Annotated in this window: 20 protein-coding genes; 11 read left to right on the plus strand and 9 right to left on the minus strand. The window is 64.7% G+C overall.

Annotated features, from left to right (window positions below; genetic code table 11):
• Both PVV74_RS02145 and PVV74_RS02150 read left to right on the plus strand, forming a co-directional pair.
• Positions 1-693, plus strand: a complete 693-nt coding sequence (locus tag PVV74_RS02145) for an ankyrin repeat domain-containing protein (protein ID WP_274592069.1) — start codon at positions 1-3, stop codon at positions 691-693.
• Positions 690-1,364, plus strand: coding sequence for a DNA alkylation repair protein (locus PVV74_RS02150; RefSeq protein WP_103761542.1), 675 nt, complete (start codon positions 690-692; stop codon positions 1,362-1,364). The genes PVV74_RS02145 and PVV74_RS02150 overlap by 4 nt, the downstream gene beginning before the upstream one ends.
• A gap of 2 nt (positions 1,365-1,366) precedes the next feature.
• Here PVV74_RS02150 and PVV74_RS02155 read toward each other — a convergent pair whose 3' ends face one another.
• The gene (locus tag PVV74_RS02155; protein ID WP_170067103.1) at positions 1,367-1,864 is read right to left on the minus strand and encodes a hypothetical protein; all 498 of its coding nucleotides are present in this window, start codon (positions 1,862-1,864) and stop codon (positions 1,367-1,369) included.
• 86 nt (positions 1,865-1,950) lie between these two features.
• Here PVV74_RS02155 and moaA point away from each other — a divergent pair, with 86 nt between their 5' ends.
• The 5 genes from moaA to PVV74_RS02180 all read left to right on the plus strand — a co-directional run bounded on the left by moaA (position 1,951) and on the right by PVV74_RS02180 (position 6,541).
• Complete coding sequence (moaA, locus tag PVV74_RS02160; RefSeq protein ID WP_274592070.1) at positions 1,951-2,958, plus strand: GTP 3',8-cyclase MoaA; 1,008 nt, start codon at positions 1,951-1,953, stop codon at positions 2,956-2,958.
• Positions 2,958-4,244: a 3-deoxy-D-manno-octulosonic acid transferase gene (locus PVV74_RS02165; protein WP_274592071.1), complete on the plus strand. Its 1,287-nt coding sequence runs from the start codon at positions 2,958-2,960 to the stop codon at positions 4,242-4,244. Before moaA ends, PVV74_RS02165 begins: the two co-directional genes overlap by 1 nt.
• Before the next feature lie 34 nt (positions 4,245-4,278).
• Entirely contained in the window at positions 4,279-5,319 is a 1,041-nt protein-coding gene (locus tag PVV74_RS02170; protein ID WP_274592072.1) for a glycosyltransferase family 4 protein, read from the plus strand.
• 78 nt (positions 5,320-5,397) lie between these two features.
• Complete coding sequence (locus PVV74_RS02175; RefSeq protein ID WP_338020411.1) at positions 5,398-5,811, plus strand: DUF4177 domain-containing protein; 414 nt, start codon at positions 5,398-5,400, stop codon at positions 5,809-5,811.
• 106 nt (positions 5,812-5,917) lie between these two features.
• The gene (locus tag PVV74_RS02180) at positions 5,918-6,541 is read left to right on the plus strand and encodes a J domain-containing protein (RefSeq protein WP_103761546.1); all 624 of its coding nucleotides are present in this window, start codon (positions 5,918-5,920) and stop codon (positions 6,539-6,541) included.
• Between the two features lie 79 nt (positions 6,542-6,620).
• Here PVV74_RS02180 and msrB read toward each other — a convergent pair whose 3' ends face one another.
• The 4 genes from msrB to PVV74_RS02200 form a co-directional block, all read right to left on the minus strand.
• The gene (gene msrB / locus PVV74_RS02185; protein ID WP_274592073.1) at positions 6,621-7,091 is read right to left on the minus strand and encodes a peptide-methionine (R)-S-oxide reductase MsrB; all 471 of its coding nucleotides are present in this window, start codon (positions 7,089-7,091) and stop codon (positions 6,621-6,623) included.
• A gap of 74 nt (positions 7,092-7,165) precedes the next feature.
• Entirely contained in the window at positions 7,166-7,720 is a 555-nt protein-coding gene (locus PVV74_RS02190) for a fasciclin domain-containing protein (protein WP_274592074.1), read from the minus strand.
• Between the two features lie 105 nt (positions 7,721-7,825).
• Complete coding sequence (locus PVV74_RS02195; protein WP_274592075.1) at positions 7,826-8,521, minus strand: anti-sigma factor; 696 nt, start codon at positions 8,519-8,521, stop codon at positions 7,826-7,828.
• Positions 8,518-9,066 carry a sigma-70 family RNA polymerase sigma factor gene (locus tag PVV74_RS02200; protein WP_274592076.1) on the minus strand — a complete coding sequence of 183 codons (549 nt, stop codon included), beginning with the start codon at positions 9,064-9,066 and terminating at the stop codon, positions 8,518-8,520. The genes PVV74_RS02195 and PVV74_RS02200 overlap by 4 nt, the downstream gene beginning before the upstream one ends.
• A gap of 142 nt (positions 9,067-9,208) precedes the next feature.
• Here PVV74_RS02200 and cobS point away from each other — a divergent pair, with 142 nt between their 5' ends.
• Together cobS and PVV74_RS02210 are read left to right on the plus strand one after the other, a co-directional pair.
• Entirely contained in the window at positions 9,209-10,195 is a 987-nt protein-coding gene (gene cobS, locus PVV74_RS02205; protein ID WP_103761551.1) for a cobaltochelatase subunit CobS, read from the plus strand.
• 117 nt (positions 10,196-10,312) lie between these two features.
• Complete coding sequence (locus PVV74_RS02210; protein ID WP_274592077.1) at positions 10,313-11,539, plus strand: lytic murein transglycosylase; 1,227 nt, start codon at positions 10,313-10,315, stop codon at positions 11,537-11,539.
• 73 nt (positions 11,540-11,612) lie between these two features.
• Here the strand turns inward: PVV74_RS02210 and PVV74_RS02215 are convergent, their stop codons facing one another.
• Both PVV74_RS02215 and PVV74_RS02220 read right to left on the minus strand, forming a co-directional pair.
• Positions 11,613-11,789: a hypothetical protein gene (locus PVV74_RS02215; protein WP_274592078.1), complete on the minus strand. Its 177-nt coding sequence runs from the start codon at positions 11,787-11,789 to the stop codon at positions 11,613-11,615.
• A gap of 69 nt (positions 11,790-11,858) precedes the next feature.
• The gene (locus PVV74_RS02220) at positions 11,859-13,034 is read right to left on the minus strand and encodes a hypothetical protein (RefSeq protein WP_274592079.1); all 1,176 of its coding nucleotides are present in this window, start codon (positions 13,032-13,034) and stop codon (positions 11,859-11,861) included.
• Between the two features lie 335 nt (positions 13,035-13,369).
• On the opposite strand from PVV74_RS02220, the gene PVV74_RS02225 reads away from it, so the two are divergent.
• A complete protein-coding gene (locus tag PVV74_RS02225) occupies positions 13,370-14,011 on the plus strand; it encodes an imm11 family protein (protein WP_274592080.1) in 642 nt (213 codons plus the stop codon).
• 41 nt (positions 14,012-14,052) lie between these two features.
• Here PVV74_RS02225 and PVV74_RS02230 read toward each other — a convergent pair whose 3' ends face one another.
• Complete coding sequence (locus PVV74_RS02230) at positions 14,053-15,717, minus strand: chloride channel protein (RefSeq protein WP_274592354.1); 1,665 nt, start codon at positions 15,715-15,717, stop codon at positions 14,053-14,055.
• 135 nt (positions 15,718-15,852) lie between these two features.
• On the opposite strand from PVV74_RS02230, the gene PVV74_RS02235 reads away from it, so the two are divergent.
• Positions 15,853-17,229, plus strand: a complete 1,377-nt coding sequence (locus PVV74_RS02235) for an FAD-binding oxidoreductase (protein ID WP_274592081.1) — start codon at positions 15,853-15,855, stop codon at positions 17,227-17,229.
• Positions 17,230-17,335: 106 nt separating this feature from the next.
• Here the strand turns inward: PVV74_RS02235 and recN are convergent, their stop codons facing one another.
• Positions 17,336-18,982, minus strand: a complete 1,647-nt coding sequence (recN, locus tag PVV74_RS02240) for a DNA repair protein RecN (RefSeq protein WP_274592082.1) — start codon at positions 18,980-18,982, stop codon at positions 17,336-17,338.

An 18,982-nucleotide genomic window follows, 5' to 3' on the forward strand; every position in this document is an offset into this window, starting at 1 on the left:
GTGCGTTACCTGTCGCACGGCCTCGTCGTCCTGATCCTGACCGCGCCGGCCGCGCTGGCTTGTCCGTTCGAGACGTCTCCCGACAGCGTCCTGCGGTTCGGCGCGGGGTCACCGCTATCTGCCATCAGGACCTGTGCCGAATCAGGGTTCGATTTCTCGGCACCGCTGGCGGATGGCCGCGTGCCGTTCCGCGAAATCGTGGTCTCCAGATCCGATCCGGAGGCAGTGGAATTGATGCTGCAGGCCGGAGCCGATCCGAACACCTCGGACAAATACGGGTCCCCCGCCTTTGTCGATGCGATCAATTTCGTACACGATCGAGAACATCCCGACTTCCTGCGCATGATCGAGATACTGGGCGCGTACGGCGCGGATTTTTCGCGCCCTGATTCCCACGGCGATCTCGCCCTGTCCAAGGCGGCGGGCGGCGATGACAACCGGCTTCTCGCCATTTTGCTCGAGCACGGTGCAGACCCGAACGGCCTGAACACCTACGACCGGACTCCACTGTTCGAAACCGTCTTCGGCACCTGCAACGCAAGGGGCGGCGCGATGCTGATCGACGCGGGCGCAACGCTGTCATCCATGCCCGCCGATCAGGTTGAACGCCTCTTCGACGAGGCTCAGGCGTCCTGCTCCGGCGGTGTCGAGGGACAGGCCTTTATAGACCTTCTCAAAGGATTGCACCCATGACCCCCGAAACTGCCCTCGATCAGATTCGCACGCATGCCGAACCCGGCCGGGCCGAAGGCATGGCGGACTATCACAAGGTGCCCCGCGACTATCTCGGCGTGCCCAACCCGGCAATCAACGACCTGACGACCGAATGGCGCCGCGCGCTCACTGTCGAAGAGCGTGTCACGCTGGCCGACGCACTCTGGCGGACGAACATCTTCGAGGCCCGCCTCGCTGCGGCCAAGCTGCTGACGCAGGCCCGGATCACACCCGACGATGCCGTCTGGGCACTGATCACCGCGTGGCTGCCCGACCTCGACAGCTGGGCCATCGCCGACCACGCCATGACGGCGGGGCAACGACGGCTGATGGCCGACCTCACCCGCATGGACGAGGTCGAGACCTGGACCACCTCCGACAGTCACTGGATCAGGCGCGCCGCGATGATCGTCACCCTGCCGCTCGCCAAGCTCAACAACCTCAAACCGGCTGAGGCCGAGGCGCGCGAGCGCGTGCTGGGCTGGGCCGCAGCTTACGTGCAGGACAGCGAGTGGTTCATCCAGAAATCCGTGGCGTGGTGGCTGCGTGACCTGTCCAAACACGACCCGGACCGCGTGCGCGCCTTCATGGCCGCAAACGGCCGCCACATGAAGCCGTTTGCCCGCAAGGAAGCCGAGAAGTTCCTTTAAGGTCAGCCGCCTGTCGCGAAAACCCGCACTTCCGGCAGCCCCGTCAAGTCCGCCTCCAAGAGCCGCATCGCCGCCAGCGACAGTTGGCTGCCCGATCCCGGCTCCGCGTCCAGCGGGATAAGATCGACCGCCACCGTCGTGCCCTTCGCCGGGTATTCCACCCGGCCCTTTCCGGGGCTGTCGACAAGCGGTGTCTTCATCCAGATGCCCGGATCCGACGCCGCACCCAGCGACGCGACCGTGATCCCCAGGTCGCGGTCGCCACCGCCGCTCTGCGCAGATTGCACCGCTGCCGCACGCTCTTCTTCCGTGGTGGTGTCGAACTCGTCGGCGGTCCGCGCATTGGCCGGCGGGGCGACACCCGCGGTCTGCACCTCCGCCTCGGCTTCGGCGCTCCCGGACGCGGGGTCAGGCGGCGGCGTCTGCTGCTGCATGGTGGGCAAAATATCACAGGCCGACAGGCCGACGGTACAGGCGACAAGGCATACAAATCGTTTCATACACTCACCTTATGACCCCTGCGCGCCGGCATCAATTCCCAAGATGCCCCTTGCCGTTCATCGGCGGTTTGCATACGTTCTGCCCCATGACCGCACCTTTGATCGACCCGTTCCAGCGCGCCATTTCCTATTTGCGCGTCTCTGTCACCGACCGCTGCGATTTCCGCTGCGTCTATTGCATGTCGGAGAACATGACCTTTCTGCCCAAGAAGGAACTGCTGACGCTGGAAGAACTGGACCGCATGTGCAGCACCTTCGTGCGCATGGGTGTGGAAAAGCTGCGGATCACCGGCGGCGAACCGCTGGTGCGGCGCAACATCATGCATTTCTTCCACGGCATGAAACGCCACCTCGACAGCGGCGACCTCAAGGAACTGACGCTCACCACCAACGGCTCGCAACTCGCCCGCTTCAGCGAAGACCTCTATGCCGCCGGTGTGCGCCGGGTGAACGTGTCGCTCGACACGCTCGATGAACAGAAATTCGCCGACATTACCCGCTGGGGCCGCCTCCCGCAGGTGCTCAAGGGGATCGACGCCGCCCAGGCCGCCGGCCTGCGCATCAAGATCAACGTCGTCGCTCTCAAGGGCTTCAATGAGGACGAGCTTTTCGACATCGTCGAATGGTGCAAATCCCGCGACATGGACCTGACCTTCATCGAGGTCATGCCGATGGGCGATATCGGCAACGAGGACCGGCTGGACCAATACTGGAAACTGTCCGATCTGCGCCAGACCCTGGCAGAGCAATACACCCTGACCGAGCTTTCCGAACGCACCGGCGGCCCCGCCCGCTATGTGCGGCTGGAAGAAACCGGGCAGAAAATCGGCTTCATCACGCCCCTCACCCATAATTTCTGCGAAAGCTGCAACCGCGTGCGCCTCACCTGCACCGGCGAGCTTTACATGTGCCTTGGCCAGGAAGACATGGCCGACCTGCGCCCGCCCCTGCGCAACACGCCGAACGATGACGCCCCGCTCGAGGCCGCCATCCGCGAGGCCATCACCCGCAAGCCCAAGGGCCACGATTTCGACTATTCCCGTCAGACCGTGGACGGGCGCATGTCCCGCCACATGAGCCACACCGGCGGCTGATGCCCCGCAATCCGGCGCCCCTGCCCGTGCGTCTTTACGGCGTGGCGGCAAATCTGCTTGAGCGGCTGGCCTATCGCCGCGTCTCGGAAAACCTCTCGCGCCAAGGCATTCCCGCAAACCGCCTGCCCGAACGGCAGGGCCATGCCACCGCACCGCGCCCCGTCGGCGACCTCATGTGGTTCCACGCGGCCTCGGTCGGCGAAAGCCTGTCGGTCCTGCGCCTGATCGAGCATCTGGGCGACACGCATCCCGACCTGTCCTTTCTCATAACCTCCGGCACCGCCACCTCGGCGCAGATCGTCGGCAAGCGCCTGCCGCCGCGCACGACGCATCAATTCGCGCCGCTCGATTCCCGCCGCGTGGTCCTGCGCTTCCTCGACCATTGGCGCCCCTCGGCGGCGGTCTTCGTGGAAAGCGAGCTCTGGCCCCAGATGCTGCGTCTGTCCCATGCCGCAGGCGTCCCGCTGGCACTGGTCAACGCCAGGATTTCCGAAAAATCCGCCCGCAACTGGAAACGGTTCCCCCGCACCGCGCGGCATCTGATGGATCATTTCCGCCTGATCCATTGCCAGGACGACCGCACCGCGAGCCATCTACAAGACCTCGGCCTCAGACAGGCCGAAGCCGGCATGAACCTCAAGTCCGTCGCCGGCCCGCTCCCCTTCGACCGGGACGAACTGCTCCGGATGCAGGGCCTCATCGCCGGCCGGCCGGTCTGGCTCGCCGCCTCCACCCATCCGGGCGAGGACGAGGTCGTGCTCAGGGCCCACCGCGCCATGACCGGCGGCAATGCCGACGCGCTCCTGATCCTCGTACCGCGCCATCCCGAACGCGCCCATGATATCGAGCGCATGATCGCCGAGCACCGCTTCGAGGGCGCCCGCCGCTCCACCGGCATGACCATCACCGGGCAGACCCGCGTCTATCTCGCCGACACACTGGGCGAGATGGGCCTGTGGTACGCGCTCAGCCCGCTCACTTGCGTCTGCGGCAGTTTTTCGGACGTCGGCGGCCACAACCCGTTCGAGCCCGCCCATGCCGGCTCCGCCGTCCTCCACGGCCCGCACTACGCCAATTTCGCCGAGGCCTATGCCCAGATGCAGGCTAACGACGCCTGTATCGAGGTCACCGATGCCCAAGACCTCGGCGCCAAGCTGACCACCTATCTTAACGATCCCGCCGCCCTCGACGCGCTGCGCGACCGAACCCGCGCTTTTGCCGCCGTACAGGCCGACGTGCTGGACGACTTCGCGACCACCCTTTCCAAGGCGCTCGGCCTGCGCTAGCACCTGTCGAGAACCCCAAGGAAAGCCGCCCCGCGTGCCGGACCTCATCGTCACCAATTTTAACCGCAACTTCACCGGCGTTTCCTCGACCGCCGCCAGCGTGGTGCGCTGCCAGGTGTCGCAATACGACCTCGCGCTTGCGGGCCACCCCCTGCCCGGCTGCCCGGACCCAATCACCAAGTCCCAAGCCGCGGCATTTTCCAAGACCCCTCCCAAAGACCACCCCTTCACCATCTGGCATGTCCGCCGCAATCCCGAAATGCACGCGGCGCTCTGGGTCCGCGACGTGCTGCGCCGCCCCATCCGCATCGTCTTCACCTCCGCCGCGATCCGGCGGCATTCGGCCTTTCCGCGCTGGCTCATTTCGCGCATGGACGCAGTCATCGCCACGACCGAGGCCGCAGCCGGGTTCGTCCCGCATGTCCGCGCCGTCGCCCCCCACGGCGTCGACACCGACCGTTTCACGCCCGCCCCCGACCGCGCCGCCGCGTGGGCCGCCACCGGCTATCCCGGCACCCACGGCGTGGCCACCATCGGCCGCATCCGCCCCGAGAAAGGCACTGACCGCTTCGTCGCCGCCATGTTGCGCCTCTTGCCGCAGCACCCCGGCCTGACCGCTCTCGTCATCGGTCGCGCGGCCAAGTCTGACCAGCCTTTCCTCGACAAGCTAAAGGCGCAGATTGCCGCCGCGGGCCTCAGTGACCGCATCCTCTTCCCCGGCGAGGTCTCCCCCGACGCCCTGCCCACCCTCACACGTTCCCTCTCTGCCGTGATGCAACTGCCCCGCTACGAAGGTTATGGCATGACCCCGCTTGAAGGGATGGCATCGGGCGTGCCGTTCGTGGCCACCGACACCGGCTATTACCGCAGCTTTTCTAGCCAGGGCCAAACCGGCCTTATCGTGCCGGACGATCCGGGCGATGCCGCCGATGCGCTCGCCTCCATCCTGTCAGACCCCGACCGCCACTCCGCCATGTCCCAAGCCGCCCGCACCATTGCCTGCACCCATTTCAGCGTCACCCGAGAGGCCGAAACCATCGCCCAGGTCTACGAGGATCTTTGGTCCGGCGGCTGACCGCTTCTTCTTCGGTTTGATGTTGCACCCGAGCCTCAGGACGTTACGATGTCCTGCCAATTTTGAGAGGTGCACTTCGTGATCCAGAAATACGAGTACAAGGTCATCCCCGCCCCCGCCAAGGGCCGCAAGGGCCCGGGCATCAAGGGCGCTGAAGGCCGCTTTGCCCACGGGCTGGAAACGGTGATCAACGAACTGGCGCTCGAGGGCTGGGAATACCTGCGCGCCGACATCCTGCCCAGCGAGGAACGTCAGGGCCTGACCTCGTCGCAGACGGTCTATCGCAGCATGCTGGTCTTCCGCCGCCCGCTGGAACTGGAAGGCGTCGACAGCCCGCCGCCGCTGCCGTGGGACGACCACGAGGCGGAAGAGCTGGAAACCGCCGCCGAGACTGACGAAATCGAGGATAATCAGGACGATACGCCGGATGACGATGCGGATAACGGGGATGGCGAAGACACGCCGCGCCCCGATCTGTCACCCCGGGACTGACCCGTGCAAGGAAGTTCGGGACCGCGCGGTTTTTTCCCGATCTTTCCTCTTCAATTTGCCGCGCAATCACATACACTCTTGGCCTCGAGTCGCAAAGGGAATGCCAATGGCTAAATCCGATCCGTTTGGTTTCGACATGTCCGTTTCATCCGCGAAAAAGAAGAACCCGCGCGGTCGGCGGGGCATGTCCGGGGCATCCGAAACGTCGACGCGCGTCTGCGACCACGAGGGCTGCAACCAGCCCGGCAAGTACCGCGCGCCCAAGGCGCCGGACGTGCTCGACGACTTCTACTGGTTCTGCAAGGACCACGTGCGCGAGTACAATACCAAGTGGAACTTCTTCGACGGCACCACCGAGGCCGAGATGAACGCCCAGATGTCCTCGGACAAGGTGTGGGAGCGCAAGACCAAGGCGTTCAACGACCCCGAGGCGCGTGCCTGGGCCCGGCTGGGCATCGAGGACCCGCACCAGGTGCTGGGCGGCAATGCCACGCAGAACCCCGGCAAGAACCGCGGCGGCCAGCGCAAGCTGCCCCCGACCGAACGCCGCGCCATCGAAATCCTTGAGGCAAACGAACACGCCTCCAAGGCCGAGATCCGCAAGGCCTACAAGGCGCTGATCAAGGTGCTGCACCCCGACATCAACGGCGGCGACCGCAGCCAGGAAGAACAACTGCAACAGGTCGTCTGGGCCTGGGACCAGATCAAGCAGAGCCGCAACTTCAAGTAAGCTGGAAAAATAGGGCGCACCGGGTCACTCGTACCGTTCCGGGTCCTGAAACCACCCGGTGCGCGATCGGACCCGGAATTCAGGCGTCGCGGAATGTCAGGCTGACTCCGTTCAGGCAATGGCGCTTGCCCGTCGGCTGTGGCCCGTCATCGAAAATATGGCCAAGGTGGCTGCCGCAGCGGCGGCAGTGGCATTCGGTCCGCGTCGCGAAAAGCGAATGATCCGGCTTGGTGCCGATGGCATTGTCCATCGCCTTCCAGAAACTGGGCCAGCCGGTCTCGCTGTCATACTTGGTCTCGGACGAATAAAGCGGCAGGTCGCAGCCGCGGCAATGATACGTCCCCGGCTTGTATAGATCATGCAAAGGGCTGCTAAAGGCGCGCTCGGTGCCTTCCTCGCGCATGACCTCATATTCCAGATCGGTCAGCATCTCGCGCCATTCCGCCTCGGTGCGTGTCACCTCGAAAGTGCCCGGCGCGGCAAATCCCGGCAGCGCGGTCAGAAAAGTGCCCCCGGACAGGGCCGACAGTATGAATGTGCGTCGTAGCATCTTCAGCCTCCTGCGTTTGTCATTCGAGGATAGAACGGGGGACGAACGCCCCCGTTCCGCAGCTTACGAGCTTGTTACTGCTTGGCCGGCAGCATCACCGTGTCGATCACGTGAATCACGCCGTTCGATTGCTCGACATCTGCGATGGTCACGTTGGCCACGCGGCCACGCTCGTCTTCCAGCATGATGCTGTTGCCCTGGTAAGTGGCCTTCAACATGCAGCCGCCCACGGTCGGCACCATGTGCGCGCCACCGTCATCGTCGACCATGCCCTTGATCGCCGTCGACATCGCGTCGGCCGATACCACGTGGCAGGTCAGGATCTCGGTCAGCTGTTTCTTAGCCGCGGGCTGCAGCAGTGCCTCGACCGCGCCTTCGCGTAGCTCGCCAAAGGCGGCGTTGGTCGGCGCGAACACGGTGAACGGCCCTTCGCTCGACAGCGTGTCGACAAGGTCCGCGGCCTTCACGGCGGTCACCAGCGTCGTGTGATCGGCCGAGTTCACGGCATTTTCCACAATGTTCTTGTCGGCATACATCGCCGCACCGCCGACCATCGGATTGTCGGCATAGGCAACGCTCGCAGTCGCTGCGAGGGCCACGGCGACGGTCATTGATTTCACGTTAAACATATCTCTACTCCCTAACTTAATGCACAAAAGCCGGGCCTTGTTGCCCAACCCATACGCAGCCACGGGAGGTGCGAACCGAAAGTTTCAGCTGTTTCGGGAAATTTTTCAGACGTCTTCGAGCGGGCCAGTGGCCAGGATGTCGCCCGTGGGCGCCCCGGTGGGCGAGCCGCCCTCGGGTTCGTCCGAAATCGCCAGCGTCGCGCCTTGCAACACCTCGATCTGCTCCGGCGTCATCGGCAGGCGCAGCCGCTCGTTTTCCGGCAGCACGCCCAGCGACACCGGCGGGTTGTCCCCGGCGATCAGCCACATCTCGATATCGCGGTCAGGCCGGTCCTGCATCCCGCGCCGCTCGACATACATTTCCTGCGTGGTCGCGTCATACCCCGCCGCCAGGATGATCTCTTCCTCACCCTCGGCCCGCAGGTCAGCATGGTAGACCGGACTCTCCGGCGGTTGTACGCCCGACCCCGGCAGGTCCACGACGAAGAACAGCGCCACGACCAGCGCCGCCGCTGCCAATCCGGTCAGTCCGAACCGCTCGAACAGGCCGCGCCGGGCCGGGCGCTCGTCAGCGAACAGGCGGCGGTCCAGCGCCGCTTTAACCCGTGCCGGAGGGGCCTCTTCGGGGATCTCATCCGCCAGCACGGCGAAATCCTCGGCCCATTGCGCGTAAAGCGCCCGCAATTCGGGCTCGGCGCCAAGACGCGTCTCGAAGGCCGCGGCCTCCGTAGCCGACAGCAATCCCAGCGCGTATTCACCCGCCAGGACCACGTCGTCGTCTTTTTCCGGCACCTCGCTCATCGCGATAGGCACTCCCTCAGTTTCAGCAGGCTGCGGCGCAGCCAGGTTCGCATCGTGTTCAGCGGCACGTCAAACCGCGCCGCCAGATCGGCATAGGTCTCTCCGTCAAGGTAAACCCCGCGCACGGCCTGCGCGCGATCGGCCTCCAACTCGTCGAAGCACCCGTCCAACTTTTCCCGCTCCGACGCCTGAACGGCTTGCGCCTCCGGCCCCGGTGCGGCATCCGGCATCGCTTCAGCCAGTCCTTCCGGCATCTGCTCGCCCGCCCCCTTGCGCTTGCGCAGCATGTCGATGGCTGCGTTCCGCGCGATCGTGATCAGCCACGTCATGGGGCTGAACCCACCCGTGCTGTACCGGTCGGCATTGCGCCAGATCTTCACGTAGACTTCTTGCAGCACCTCCTCGGCCTCGGCCCGGTTACCCAACACACGCAGGATCACGCCGAATAGTTTCGCCGAAGTCGCGGAATAAAGTTCGGAAAACGCGGCCCTGTCGTTCAGGGCGCATCGACCGATCATGTGTTCGATAGCGTTGAGGTCTTTCATGGAACGCGCATCCCTTTCGAAATCGGAACCTAGGGCAGGCACATGGCGAGTGCCAGTAATTCTTTCCCTTTCCCTTGCCCTTCCCGGCGATATGTTGCACGGAAGGGCGAACGAAAAAACGACGATTGAAGGATCAAGGCAGATGGCCGACGGGAACATGGATCACGACATGAAACCGACCGAGGAGCTTTCGGTCCGCGATGTTTTCGGGATCGACACCGACATGGTCATCAAGGGCTTCGCCGACAGAAGCGAACGCGTGCCGGATATCGATTCGACCTACAAGTTCGACCCCGACACGACGCTGGCGATCCTGGCCGGGTTTTCCCACAACCGCCGCGTCATGGTGCAGGGCTATCACGGCACCGGCAAGTCGACCCATATCGAACAGGTCGCCGCCCGCCTCAACTGGCCCGCAGTACGCGTCAACCTCGACAGCCACATCAGCCGGATCGACCTGATCGGCAAGGACGCGATCAAGCTGCGCGAGGGCGTGCAGGTGACCGAATTCCACGAAGGCATCCTGCCCTGGGCGCTGCGCAACCCCGTCGCCATCGTGTTCGACGAATACGATGCGGGCCGCGCCGACGTGATGTTCGTCATCCAGCGGGTGCTGGAACATGACGGCAAGCTGACCCTGCTGGACCAGAACGAGATCATCACGCCCCATCCCTGTTTCCGCCTTTTCGCCACGGCCAACACCGTGGGCCTGGGCGACACGACCGGTCTTTATCACGGCGTGCAGCAGATCAACCAGGCGCAGATGGACCGCTGGTCGCTCGTCGCAACGCTGAACTACCTCAGCCACGACGCCGAAACCGCCATCGTCATCGCCAAGACCCCCCAGATGAACACCGAGGCCGGGCGCAAGACGATCAGCCAGATGGTCACTGTCGCCGACCTCACCCGGACCGCTTTCATGAACGGCGACCTGTCGACCGTCATGAGCCCCCGGACGGTGATCAACTGGGCCCAGAACAGCCGCATCTTCCGCGACGTTGGCTATGCCTTCCGCCTGACGTTCCTCAACAAATGCGACGAACTCGAACGCCAGACCGTGGCCGAGTTCTACCAGCGCTGCTTCGACGAGGAACTGCCCGAGAGTGCGGCAAGCGTCAGCTTGGGGTGATGCGTTTACGTCTGACCCGGACGTGAACCGAACCGAAGCGCCCTGTGTAGGGCGGGATTTCATCCCGCCTGCCACCACATCTTGTCTCCAACCGGGCAATATGAAACCGTTTCGCCCATGATCCGCTTTGTACTGACGATCGTTACAATCCTCGTCGCCATTCCTGCCCTTGCACAGGACCGCGCCGCTATCGAGCGCCAATTCCAGTCTTGGCTACAACAAGACGTCTGGCCCGCCGCCCGGGCCAAGGGCGTCTCCCGCGCCACGTTCGAGCGGGCCATGGGTGGCGTCCGCCTCAACTGGGACCTGCCGGACCTCGTCCCGCCGGGGTCAAAGGCAACCACCCCCAAACGCCAGACCCAGTCCGAATTCGGCGCGCCGGGCCGCTATTTCCGCGGCGTCTCGGGCGACGCCGCCATAGGCCGCCAATTGGCCAGCCGCCACGCCTCCACCCTCGCCCGGATCGAACAGCAGACCGGCGTGCCCGGTCGCATCCTGCTGGGCATCTGGGGCCGCGAAAGCGCCTATGGCCGCGCCAAGATCCCCCACAACGTGTTCGAGGTTCTGGGCACCAAGGGCTTCATGGCCACCCGCGCGCCCTATTTCCGCGAGGAACTCATCGCCGCCCTGCAAATCGCCGAGGCCGGCCACACAAGCGGCCCCCTGCGCAGCTCCTGGGCCGGCGCGCTCGGCCAGCCGCAATTCATGCCCTCCAGCTTCCTGCAATACGCTTCCGATGGCGACGGTGACGGGCGTGCCGATATCTGGGGCTCGGTGCCCGACACGCTGGCCTCCATCGCCAATTACCTCGCCCGCCACGGCTGGGTCGCGGGCCGCGACTGGGGCTTCGAGGTCACCGTACCAGCGTCCGTCTCCTGTTCCCTCGAAGGTCCCGACCAGGGCCGTCCAATCACCGAATGGGAAGCCATGGGGATCACCCGCGTCTCGGGCCGCCCTTTCCCTGATCATGAACGAAAGGGCAAAGGCTTCCTGATGATGCCCGCCGGGCGCAACGGCCCGGCCTTCGTGGTCACGCCCAATTTCTACGTGCTCAAGGACTACAACATGTCCGACCTCTACGCGCTTTACGTGGGCCATGTCGGCGACCGCATCCAGTACGGCGTCGGCGACTTCGCGGCACCCTGGGGGGCTGTCGGCAAGATGTACCGCTCCGACATCGCCGCCATGCAGCGCAGCCTTGAAGGCATGGGCCACGACGTCGGCGGGGCCGATGGATTGCCGGGCTTCAAGACCCGCCGCTCCATCGGCCGCTGGCAAGAGGCGACAGGCCAGCCCGCCACCTGCTTTCCCGAACCGGGGATGAAAGCGCAACTGGTCCGCTAGGCGCACCAAGAATTTTCAAAAATTCTTGCCCGGAATTTTCCAAAAATTCCGCGCCGGCCTCGCGTGTCGCGCTTCAATCGAACTGATATTCCTTGGCCTCGACGTAGTGCCACTTGACCTTCCAGTTCGTGCCCCGGTCGTATTCCGACGACACGTAGATGCTGGCGGTATCCTTCAACAGCGGATCGCTCGTCGTCAGCTTCCATGACCCGTTATGCGAATGCCAGACGCTGTCAACCGTGAAGCCCACCAGCATGTACTTGGAACTGCCGCCCCAGTCGAACGTGTGGGTGCGGTGGCCGATTTGCCATTTCTCGCTCTAGCTTTGTTCGGTGGTCGAGATCTGTGTCGCGATCCCGGGCCAGGTGTCGTAACCGTAATGCCAGATATTGGTATCGCCCGACTCGTGTTCCTTGTCCTTCTTCGGCACGCTGGACTTTGCTCCCTTCACGCTCATGTAAAGCGCGTAGCGGGCATAGATCTCGTCCAGATCGGTCTTCAGCGAGGCAAGCTGGCTAGCGTATCCAGCAATTTTCGTCGGCTCCGAGGCCAGTTCCTCACGCGCCGCGCGAATCTCGCCCGTCAGCGTGTCGAACGTATGGGCGTAGGCGTCGGCGTAATCGCCCGGACAGGTCTTGAACCGGCTCTCGACCAGCCAGACCTGCTTGTATAGCGCGGTGATCTCCCCAAAGACCGCCGGGGCCACCGGCACGGTCCGGTCGAAATTCGGATCGAGCGAGGAATAGCTGGTCAGGTAGGCCCGCATCTGCGCCGCCTGAAGATTGTCCTTGAACCACGCCAGCAATTCCTCGGGGTCGTCGGCCTTGGGCGGCACCGCCCCGGTCTTGGTGCCGAAATGCACGACCGTCTGTTCGAACGTCGTCTTGCTGCTCGACACAGCCTGCTTGAAATTGGCGTAGCCCGACGCGGAAAAGAGGTTTCCTTTTGAACCCGAGAACTTGGACTTGAAATCATCCAGCCGCGACTCGGACTCCGCCGTGATCCGCAACACCACGCTCAGCAGGCTGCCGGACTTGACCCCGCTGATGAAATAGTCGCCATGGGTTTTCTTGAACTTCGCCTGGTCGCTGTCCAGCAAGCTCTTCGCCTTCGCCTTCAGCGCCGGGTCCTTGATCGTCGCATAGTCCGTATCGCTGATCTCGACCTGCGCCAGAACGGTCAGGGACGTGGCCGAGTAGCTGACACTGTTGAGGTATGACGCCTCGGCCGAGATCTCGACCGCACCGGTGTTGTAGGACCCCGACGCGCCCACGGCGATCTCGCGCTCCATCTCCGCTTCGGTCGAAATGATCTTGATCGAAATCTGCCCCTCCCCGACCTTGGCCGGTGTCGTGTCGGTCGAGGTCAGCGCCGAGCCGTCGAACGTGTCGCCGGTGACGGCATCCACACCGCCGCCGATCTTGTAAGCGTCGGCCCAGGGGATGTCGGTGATCGTTGGCGGTAGGGTGGACTCGCCTTGAAGAAAGGTCAGCATGGTCGGAAATCCTTTGATGTGAAACAATTGAAAAATGGCATCCCCCCGCGATGAGGTGAGAGCACGAAAAACACTTTAAACAAGAAATCACTTTTCGCACAACCGCCTTTAGTTGTGCGTCTTACCGGGTCTCACCTCGCCCCGGACCAAAGCCGCGGTTCTGCCGGATCAATTATGCTCTTCCGCCGACACCGCCTTCAACCGGCCTGTCAAGTGACGAACTTTCGTGGCAAAAACCGTCTCGAAATCCTCTCCCGCTTCGAGCGAGCTGAAATCGTCCGGCAGCGGGTTTGTGGGAGGGCCGAAAGAAAGAGGCGAGAATAGGCAGGGGTAGTATGTCGATTTATTGGCTGCAAACGCATACTGATGCTGTCGCAGGCGGGGTTGATTGGTCGGAAACGACAAAACCTCGAAAACCCGCGCGTAACCTTGAACGCTGGTTTGCAACGGACGCTGATCGAGCCCCGCTTGGACCTTTTCCCCAAGAAATTCTGGCAGAGATAGATGCGCACTGGGCTCTAAGCCTAGGAAGAATGGATCCCCCTCCCGATACCATCGGTCGACTTAAGTCGGCGCATTTCACCGGCGCCCCGTTTGCCCGCAGATATATCTGTGACGTGTTCGAGATGTATTCGGAAGGCAACTGCCAGATCGTGCCGATCAAGAAACTCTGGTCCTTGAAAGACGATGCAGAAGTAACAGAGCCTTACTTTGTGGCCAATGTCTACAACGCCGCGCCCGTTATCGACTTGGACAAAACCGAAGTGCGAGAGGTCACGAACCCTAAAATGGGACACCCATTTTCCCCAGCTTCGCGAAGCTTGAACAAAATGTTTGTCCGCAAAGAGAGCTTCGAGGGCCATCACCTCGTTCGGGATGCGGCGACCTCGGTATGGTTCTGCGATGATGTGTTTCGCGAGGCTATCGAAAGCGCTACGCCCGGTACATACGCTTTTCGCGACATCAACATAGTTTGAAGCGCTACCGCGCTTAGGCGACCCAAATAGGCGCTCGCCGCTCAGCTATGCTCTTCCGCCGACACCGCCGTCAGCGCGCGGTTATAGGCCTTCAGCGCATCGACATGGAACAGCGCGCCCTGCAATTCGGGCTTGGAATCCTCGCCCGTCAGCGTCACCACCGGGATGAACGCGACGCCCGTGCGCTCGAAGATCGGCATCGCCACGTCCAGCGTCGCATTCGCGTCGATATAGACCCCGTCCTCGATCAACTCCCAGCAGGTCTCTTCGTTGGCGCTGCGCTCGGCCCCCTTCTCCCGCATCACCCGCGCAACGCGATACATGGTCAGCAGATATGCATGCGGCCCCGCCGCCAGCCTGACACCCCGCCGATCCAGCTGCGTCAGGAAGAACGAGTGGCGCACCAGCTTTGACGACAATGCCGTGGACATTGACACCGCCACCATCACCGCCAACCCGGTCTGCCAGTCCCCCGTCAGTTCGAATACGATCAGCGTGGTCGATATGGGTGCGCCCAGCACCGCGGCGGCCACGGCCCCCATCCCCGCCAGCGCGTAAAGCGTCGGCGCCCCCGACCATTGCGGCAACAGCGCCGTCGCCGTCAGCCCGAAGGCCAGCCCCGTCAGCGCCCCCACCATCAGCGAGGGCGAAAAGACCCCGCCGCCCATACGCCCGCCGATGGTGATCGCCACCGCGATGACCTTCAGGATGCAGAACATCACCGCCTCATTCCAGAGCAGCTTGCCGGTCAACGCCTTCGACGTAGTCTCATAGCCCACGCCGATGATGTGCGGAAATCCGATTGCCAGCACGCCTAGCATCAGCCCCGCCACACCGGGCCGCAGCCAGCGCGGCAACCCGGTGCGCGCCTGCACCCGATCCGCGAATCCCTCGGCAAAGAAAATTCCGCGCATCAGCACGACGGCCACCGCCCCGCACATCAACCCCAGGATCAGGAAGGCGGGCAATTCCACGTAGAATTCCAGCATGCTCGCCATGGGCAACTCGAACTCGGTCACATCGCCGAATTCCAGCCGGTTGATCACCGTGCCCGCCACCGACGCGATCACGATGGGCGCAAAGGCGTGCAGCGCGAAATGGCGCAGCACCACCTCCAGCGCGAACAGGGCACCCGCGATGGGCGCGTTGAACGACGCCGACACCGCCGCCGCCACGGCGCAGCCCAAAAGGTCGCGGCCGGTGATCCCGTCGGCGTTGATCCGGTTGCTGACCCAGGTCGAGATGACGCCGGCCATATGCACCACCGGCCCCTCCCGGCCCGACGAGCCGCCCGTGCCCAGCGTGATCATCGACGCCAGCGCCGAGGCCACACCGGCCCGCGTCTCGACCCGGCCCTCGTTGAGCGCGGCCCCCTCGATCACGTCGGCCACCGACCGCGCCCGACCATCGGGGGTGAAGCGGTGCAGGATCGCCCCCACCACCAGCCCGCCGCCCACCGGGATCACCAGAACCCAGTACCACGGCAGGTTCGATACCCAGCTGTGCATCAGAGACGGGTCCTCGGACCCGTAAAGCAGCAGTTGTAGCGCGTTGATTCCCTTGCGAAAGAACAGCGCCGCGAAGCCTGCCGCGATGCCGATGCAAAGCGCGATCAGCCAGAACTGGAACTGGCTCGGCCCCTTGTCGCGAAGCACCCGCCACGCGTTGCGGCCGAACGTGTCGATCCGCTGCCATCCGCGCCGCAATCGGCCCGGGCTGTCCTCGCCCTGCGCTGTCTCGGTATCGGTCAACCGCCTGCCCCCGGCCTTGTGACGCAGGGCGCTTCCCTGTCGGAACCGCTTCGCATACTGTGCGGTTTCAGGGGAATGCAGGGGTTCGACATGGGTATTCGTGACGCCATTTCAGAGTTATCGCCCGTTTTAGGGCAACGGCTCAGCCTGTCCAAGTCCGATCTGCAAGAGCATGGCCGGAGCGAGACGCATTTCGCGGACGCGCCGCCCGATGCCGTCGCCTATCCCGAAAACACAGACGAGGTGCGCCGGATCGTGCAGGCCTGCGCCCGCCACGGCGTGCCGGTCATCGGCTGGGGCACCGGCACCTCGCTCGAAGGGCAGGCGCAGGCGTTCTCGGGCGGCATCTGCGTCGACTTCCAGCGCATGAATCGCATCCTCGAAGTGTCCCAGGGCGACATGGACGTGCGCGTTCAGCCCGGCGTCACCCGCGAGGCGCTGAACGAGGAATTGCGCGCCACGGGCCTTTTCTTTCCCGTCGACCCCGGCGCCAACGCCTCGATCGGCGGCATGACCTCGACCCGCGCCAGCGGCACGACGGCGGTGCGCTATGGCACCATGCGCGACAACGTGCTGGGGCTCGAAGTGGTCACTGCCACGGGCGACGTCATCCGCACCGGCACCCGCGCCCGCAAATCCTCGGCGGGCTACGACCTGACCGCGCTGTTCGTCGGCTCCGAGGGCACGCTGGGCCTGATCACCGAGATCACGCTGCGCCTGCAGGGCACGCCCGAGGCCATATCTGCCGCCGTCTGCGCCTTTGACGCCGTGGGCGACGCGGTCGAGGCGGTCATGGCCTCTGTGCAGATGGGCCTGCCGCTCGCCCGGATCGAGCTGATGGACACCCAAAGCGTCGCAGCGGTGAATGCCTATTCCGGCGCCGCCCTGCCCGCCTGCCCGCATTTGCTGCTGGAATTCCATGGCTCGGACGCGGGCGTCGCGGAACAGGCGCGGATGTTCGGTGAATTGGCACAGGAGTTCGGCGGCAAGGGCTTCGACTGGGCCCGCAAGACCGAGGAACGCTCCGCGCTCTGGGCCATGCGCCAAGCCGCCTATCACGCCATCGTCGCTCACCGTCCCGGAACCAAGGCGCTGGTCACCGATATCTGCGTGCCGATCTCGAACCTGGCCCGCGCCATTGAAGAGACGCGGCGCGACCTCGATGCGCAAGGCATCGAAGGCCCGATCCTGGGACATGTGGGCGACGGCAATTTCCACGCCATCCTGCAATTCGACCCCGAGGATGCCGCCGACAAGGCTTGCGTGCTGAAAGCCTCCGAGCATCTGGTCGAGCTGGCGCTGTCGCTCGGCGGTACCGCCACGGGCGAGCATGGCATCGGCGTGGGCAAGCTGGGCTACATGGAACGCGAACATGGTCCCGCCTGGGGCCTCATGGGTACGATCAAGCAGGCGCTTGACCCAGACAACATCATGAACCCCGGCAAACTCGTGCCGCCCCGCAACTGACCGCGCGGCGCGTGTGACGCCGCGAAGAGGGGGCGCTGCCCCCCACGGCGAACCTGCGGTTTCGCCGCTTCCCCGGGATAATTATGGCCAGAGGAAAAGTCGGGGGTCAGCCCGCCATCAGCGCCTCGGCGGCGGCGCGGGCCTCCTCGGTAATGGTCTCGCCCGACAGCATCCGCGCGATCTCGTCGGTGCGCGCCCCTGCATCCAGCGCCGTGACCGTCGACAGCGTCTGCCCCTTGGCCACGCGCTTTTCGACGCGCCAGTGGTGCGCGCCTCTTGCCGCAACCTGCGGCGAATGGGTGACCACCAGAACCTGGTTGTCCGACGCCAGCCCCGCCAGCCGCCGGCCCACGGCATCGGCGGTGGCCCCGCCCACGCCCCGGTCGATCTCGTCGAATATCAGCGTGAGCCCGCTTTGCCCGCCGGTCAGACAGACCTTGAGCGCCAGCAGGAACCGGCTCAACTCCCCGCCCGAGGCGATCTTGCCCAAGGGGCCTGCCGGCGCGCCGGGATTGGTGGCCACGGTAAAGGTCACCGCGTCCTGTCCCGTTTCTCCGGGATCGGCTTGGGTGACATGCGTGGCAAAGACCGCGCGATCCATCTTCAGCGGCGCCAGTTCGGCCATCACGGCCTTGTCCAGCTTACTCGCCGCCTTGGTACGCGCGTCACTCAGCGTCCCGGCGGCCTCGGCATAGGCCGCATCCGCTTCCGTGACCGCCGCCTGCAACGCCTTGAGGTCCGCATCGCCCTGTTCCAGGGTCGCAACCTGGTCGCGCACGCCCTCGGCAAACCCGGCCAGGTCATCCGGCGCCACGCCATGCTTGCGGGCCAGCGCCCGGATCGCGAAAAGGCGCTCTTCGGTCTCTTCCAATTCCAGCGGGTTGAAGGTCAGCGCCTCAAGGCAATCCTCGACGCCGCTCGCGGCCTCGTCCAGTTCGACCATGGCGCGGCCAAGGGCGGCCAGCGCCTCCTCTAACCGGCCCTCGGCCTTGTCGGCAGCCCCTTCCAGCCAGCGCAGCGCATCCTGCGCCTGCCCTTCGGCGCCATCGCGCAGGGCGGCCTGCGCCTTGGCGATATCCTCGCGGATGCGTTCGGACTGCTGCATCAGGCGGCGGCGCGTGTCCAGCTCCGCCTCCTCGCCCGGCTGGGGCGACAACGCGTCCAGTTCCTCGACCGCGTGGCGCAGGAATTCTTCCTCGGCGCGCATCTCGGCCAGCTTCGCTTCGGCCTCGCGCAACGCCTTGCGCGCCGCGCTGCGCGCCTTCCACGCGCCGCGCACCTTTTCGCGCAGTCCCGACAGCCCGCCAAACTCATCGAGCAGGTCCCGGTGCCCCTTGGGGTCCAGCAGGCCCCGGTCGTCATGCTGCCCATGCAGTTCCACCAGCGTGTCCGACAGCGCCCGCAGCACGTCACCCGAGCAGCGGCGGTCATTGACCCAGGCCGTCTTGCGCCCGTCGCCGGTGTTCACGCGCCGCAGCAGCAGCGTGTCCTCCACCGGCAGCCCCGCATCTTCCAGTACCGCCCGTGCCGCGTGCCCTTCGGGCAGATCGAACTCGGCCGCCACCTCGCCCTGCTCGGCCCCCTGCCGCACCAGTTCGGCCCGTCCGCGCCAGCCCAGCACGAAGCCCAGCGAGTCCAGCAGGATCGACTTGCCGGCCCCGGTCTCGCCGGTCAGCACGTTCAGACCGGGCTGAAACGCCAGGTCCAGCCGGTCGATGATCAGAATGTCACGAATCTCCAGCGCGCGGAGCAT

Source organism: Roseovarius sp. SK2 (assembly GCF_028807495.1).
Lineage (GTDB): Bacteria > Pseudomonadota > Alphaproteobacteria > Rhodobacterales > Rhodobacteraceae > Roseovarius > Roseovarius confluentis.

Bases quoted from the DNA above. Each gene is read 5' to 3' on its own strand.
- PVV74_RS02150 (WP_103761542.1), top strand. From the start codon at position 690: ATGACCCCCGAAACTGCCCTCGATCAGATTCGCACGCATGCCGAACCC.
- PVV74_RS02155 (WP_170067103.1), bottom strand. From the start codon at position 1,864: ATGAAACGATTTGTATGCCTTGTCGCCTGTACCGTCGGCCTGTCGGCC.
- moaA (WP_274592070.1), top strand. From the start codon at position 1,951: ATGACCGCACCTTTGATCGACCCGTTCCAGCGCGCCATTTCCTATTTG.
- PVV74_RS02165 (WP_274592071.1), top strand. From the start codon at position 2,958: ATGCCCCGCAATCCGGCGCCCCTGCCCGTGCGTCTTTACGGCGTGGCG.
- PVV74_RS02180 (WP_103761546.1), top strand. From the start codon at position 5,918: ATGGCTAAATCCGATCCGTTTGGTTTCGACATGTCCGTTTCATCCGCG.
- msrB (WP_274592073.1), bottom strand. From the start codon at position 7,091: ATGCTACGACGCACATTCATACTGTCGGCCCTGTCCGGGGGCACTTTT.
- PVV74_RS02190 (WP_274592074.1), bottom strand. From the start codon at position 7,720: ATGTTTAACGTGAAATCAATGACCGTCGCCGTGGCCCTCGCAGCGACT.
- PVV74_RS02195 (WP_274592075.1), bottom strand. From the start codon at position 8,521: ATGAGCGAGGTGCCGGAAAAAGACGACGACGTGGTCCTGGCGGGTGAA.
- PVV74_RS02200 (WP_274592076.1), bottom strand. From the start codon at position 9,066: ATGAAAGACCTCAACGCTATCGAACACATGATCGGTCGATGCGCCCTG.
- cobS (WP_103761551.1), top strand. From the start codon at position 9,209: ATGGCCGACGGGAACATGGATCACGACATGAAACCGACCGAGGAGCTT.
- PVV74_RS02210 (WP_274592077.1), top strand. From the start codon at position 10,313: ATGATCCGCTTTGTACTGACGATCGTTACAATCCTCGTCGCCATTCCT.
- PVV74_RS02220 (WP_274592079.1), bottom strand. From the start codon at position 13,034: ATGCTGACCTTTCTTCAAGGCGAGTCCACCCTACCGCCAACGATCACC.
- PVV74_RS02225 (WP_274592080.1), top strand. From the start codon at position 13,370: ATGTCGATTTATTGGCTGCAAACGCATACTGATGCTGTCGCAGGCGGG.
- PVV74_RS02235 (WP_274592081.1), top strand. From the start codon at position 15,853: ATGGGTATTCGTGACGCCATTTCAGAGTTATCGCCCGTTTTAGGGCAA.
- recN (WP_274592082.1), bottom strand. From the start codon at position 18,982: ATGCTCCGCGCGCTGGAGATTCGTGACATTCTGATCATCGACCGGCTG.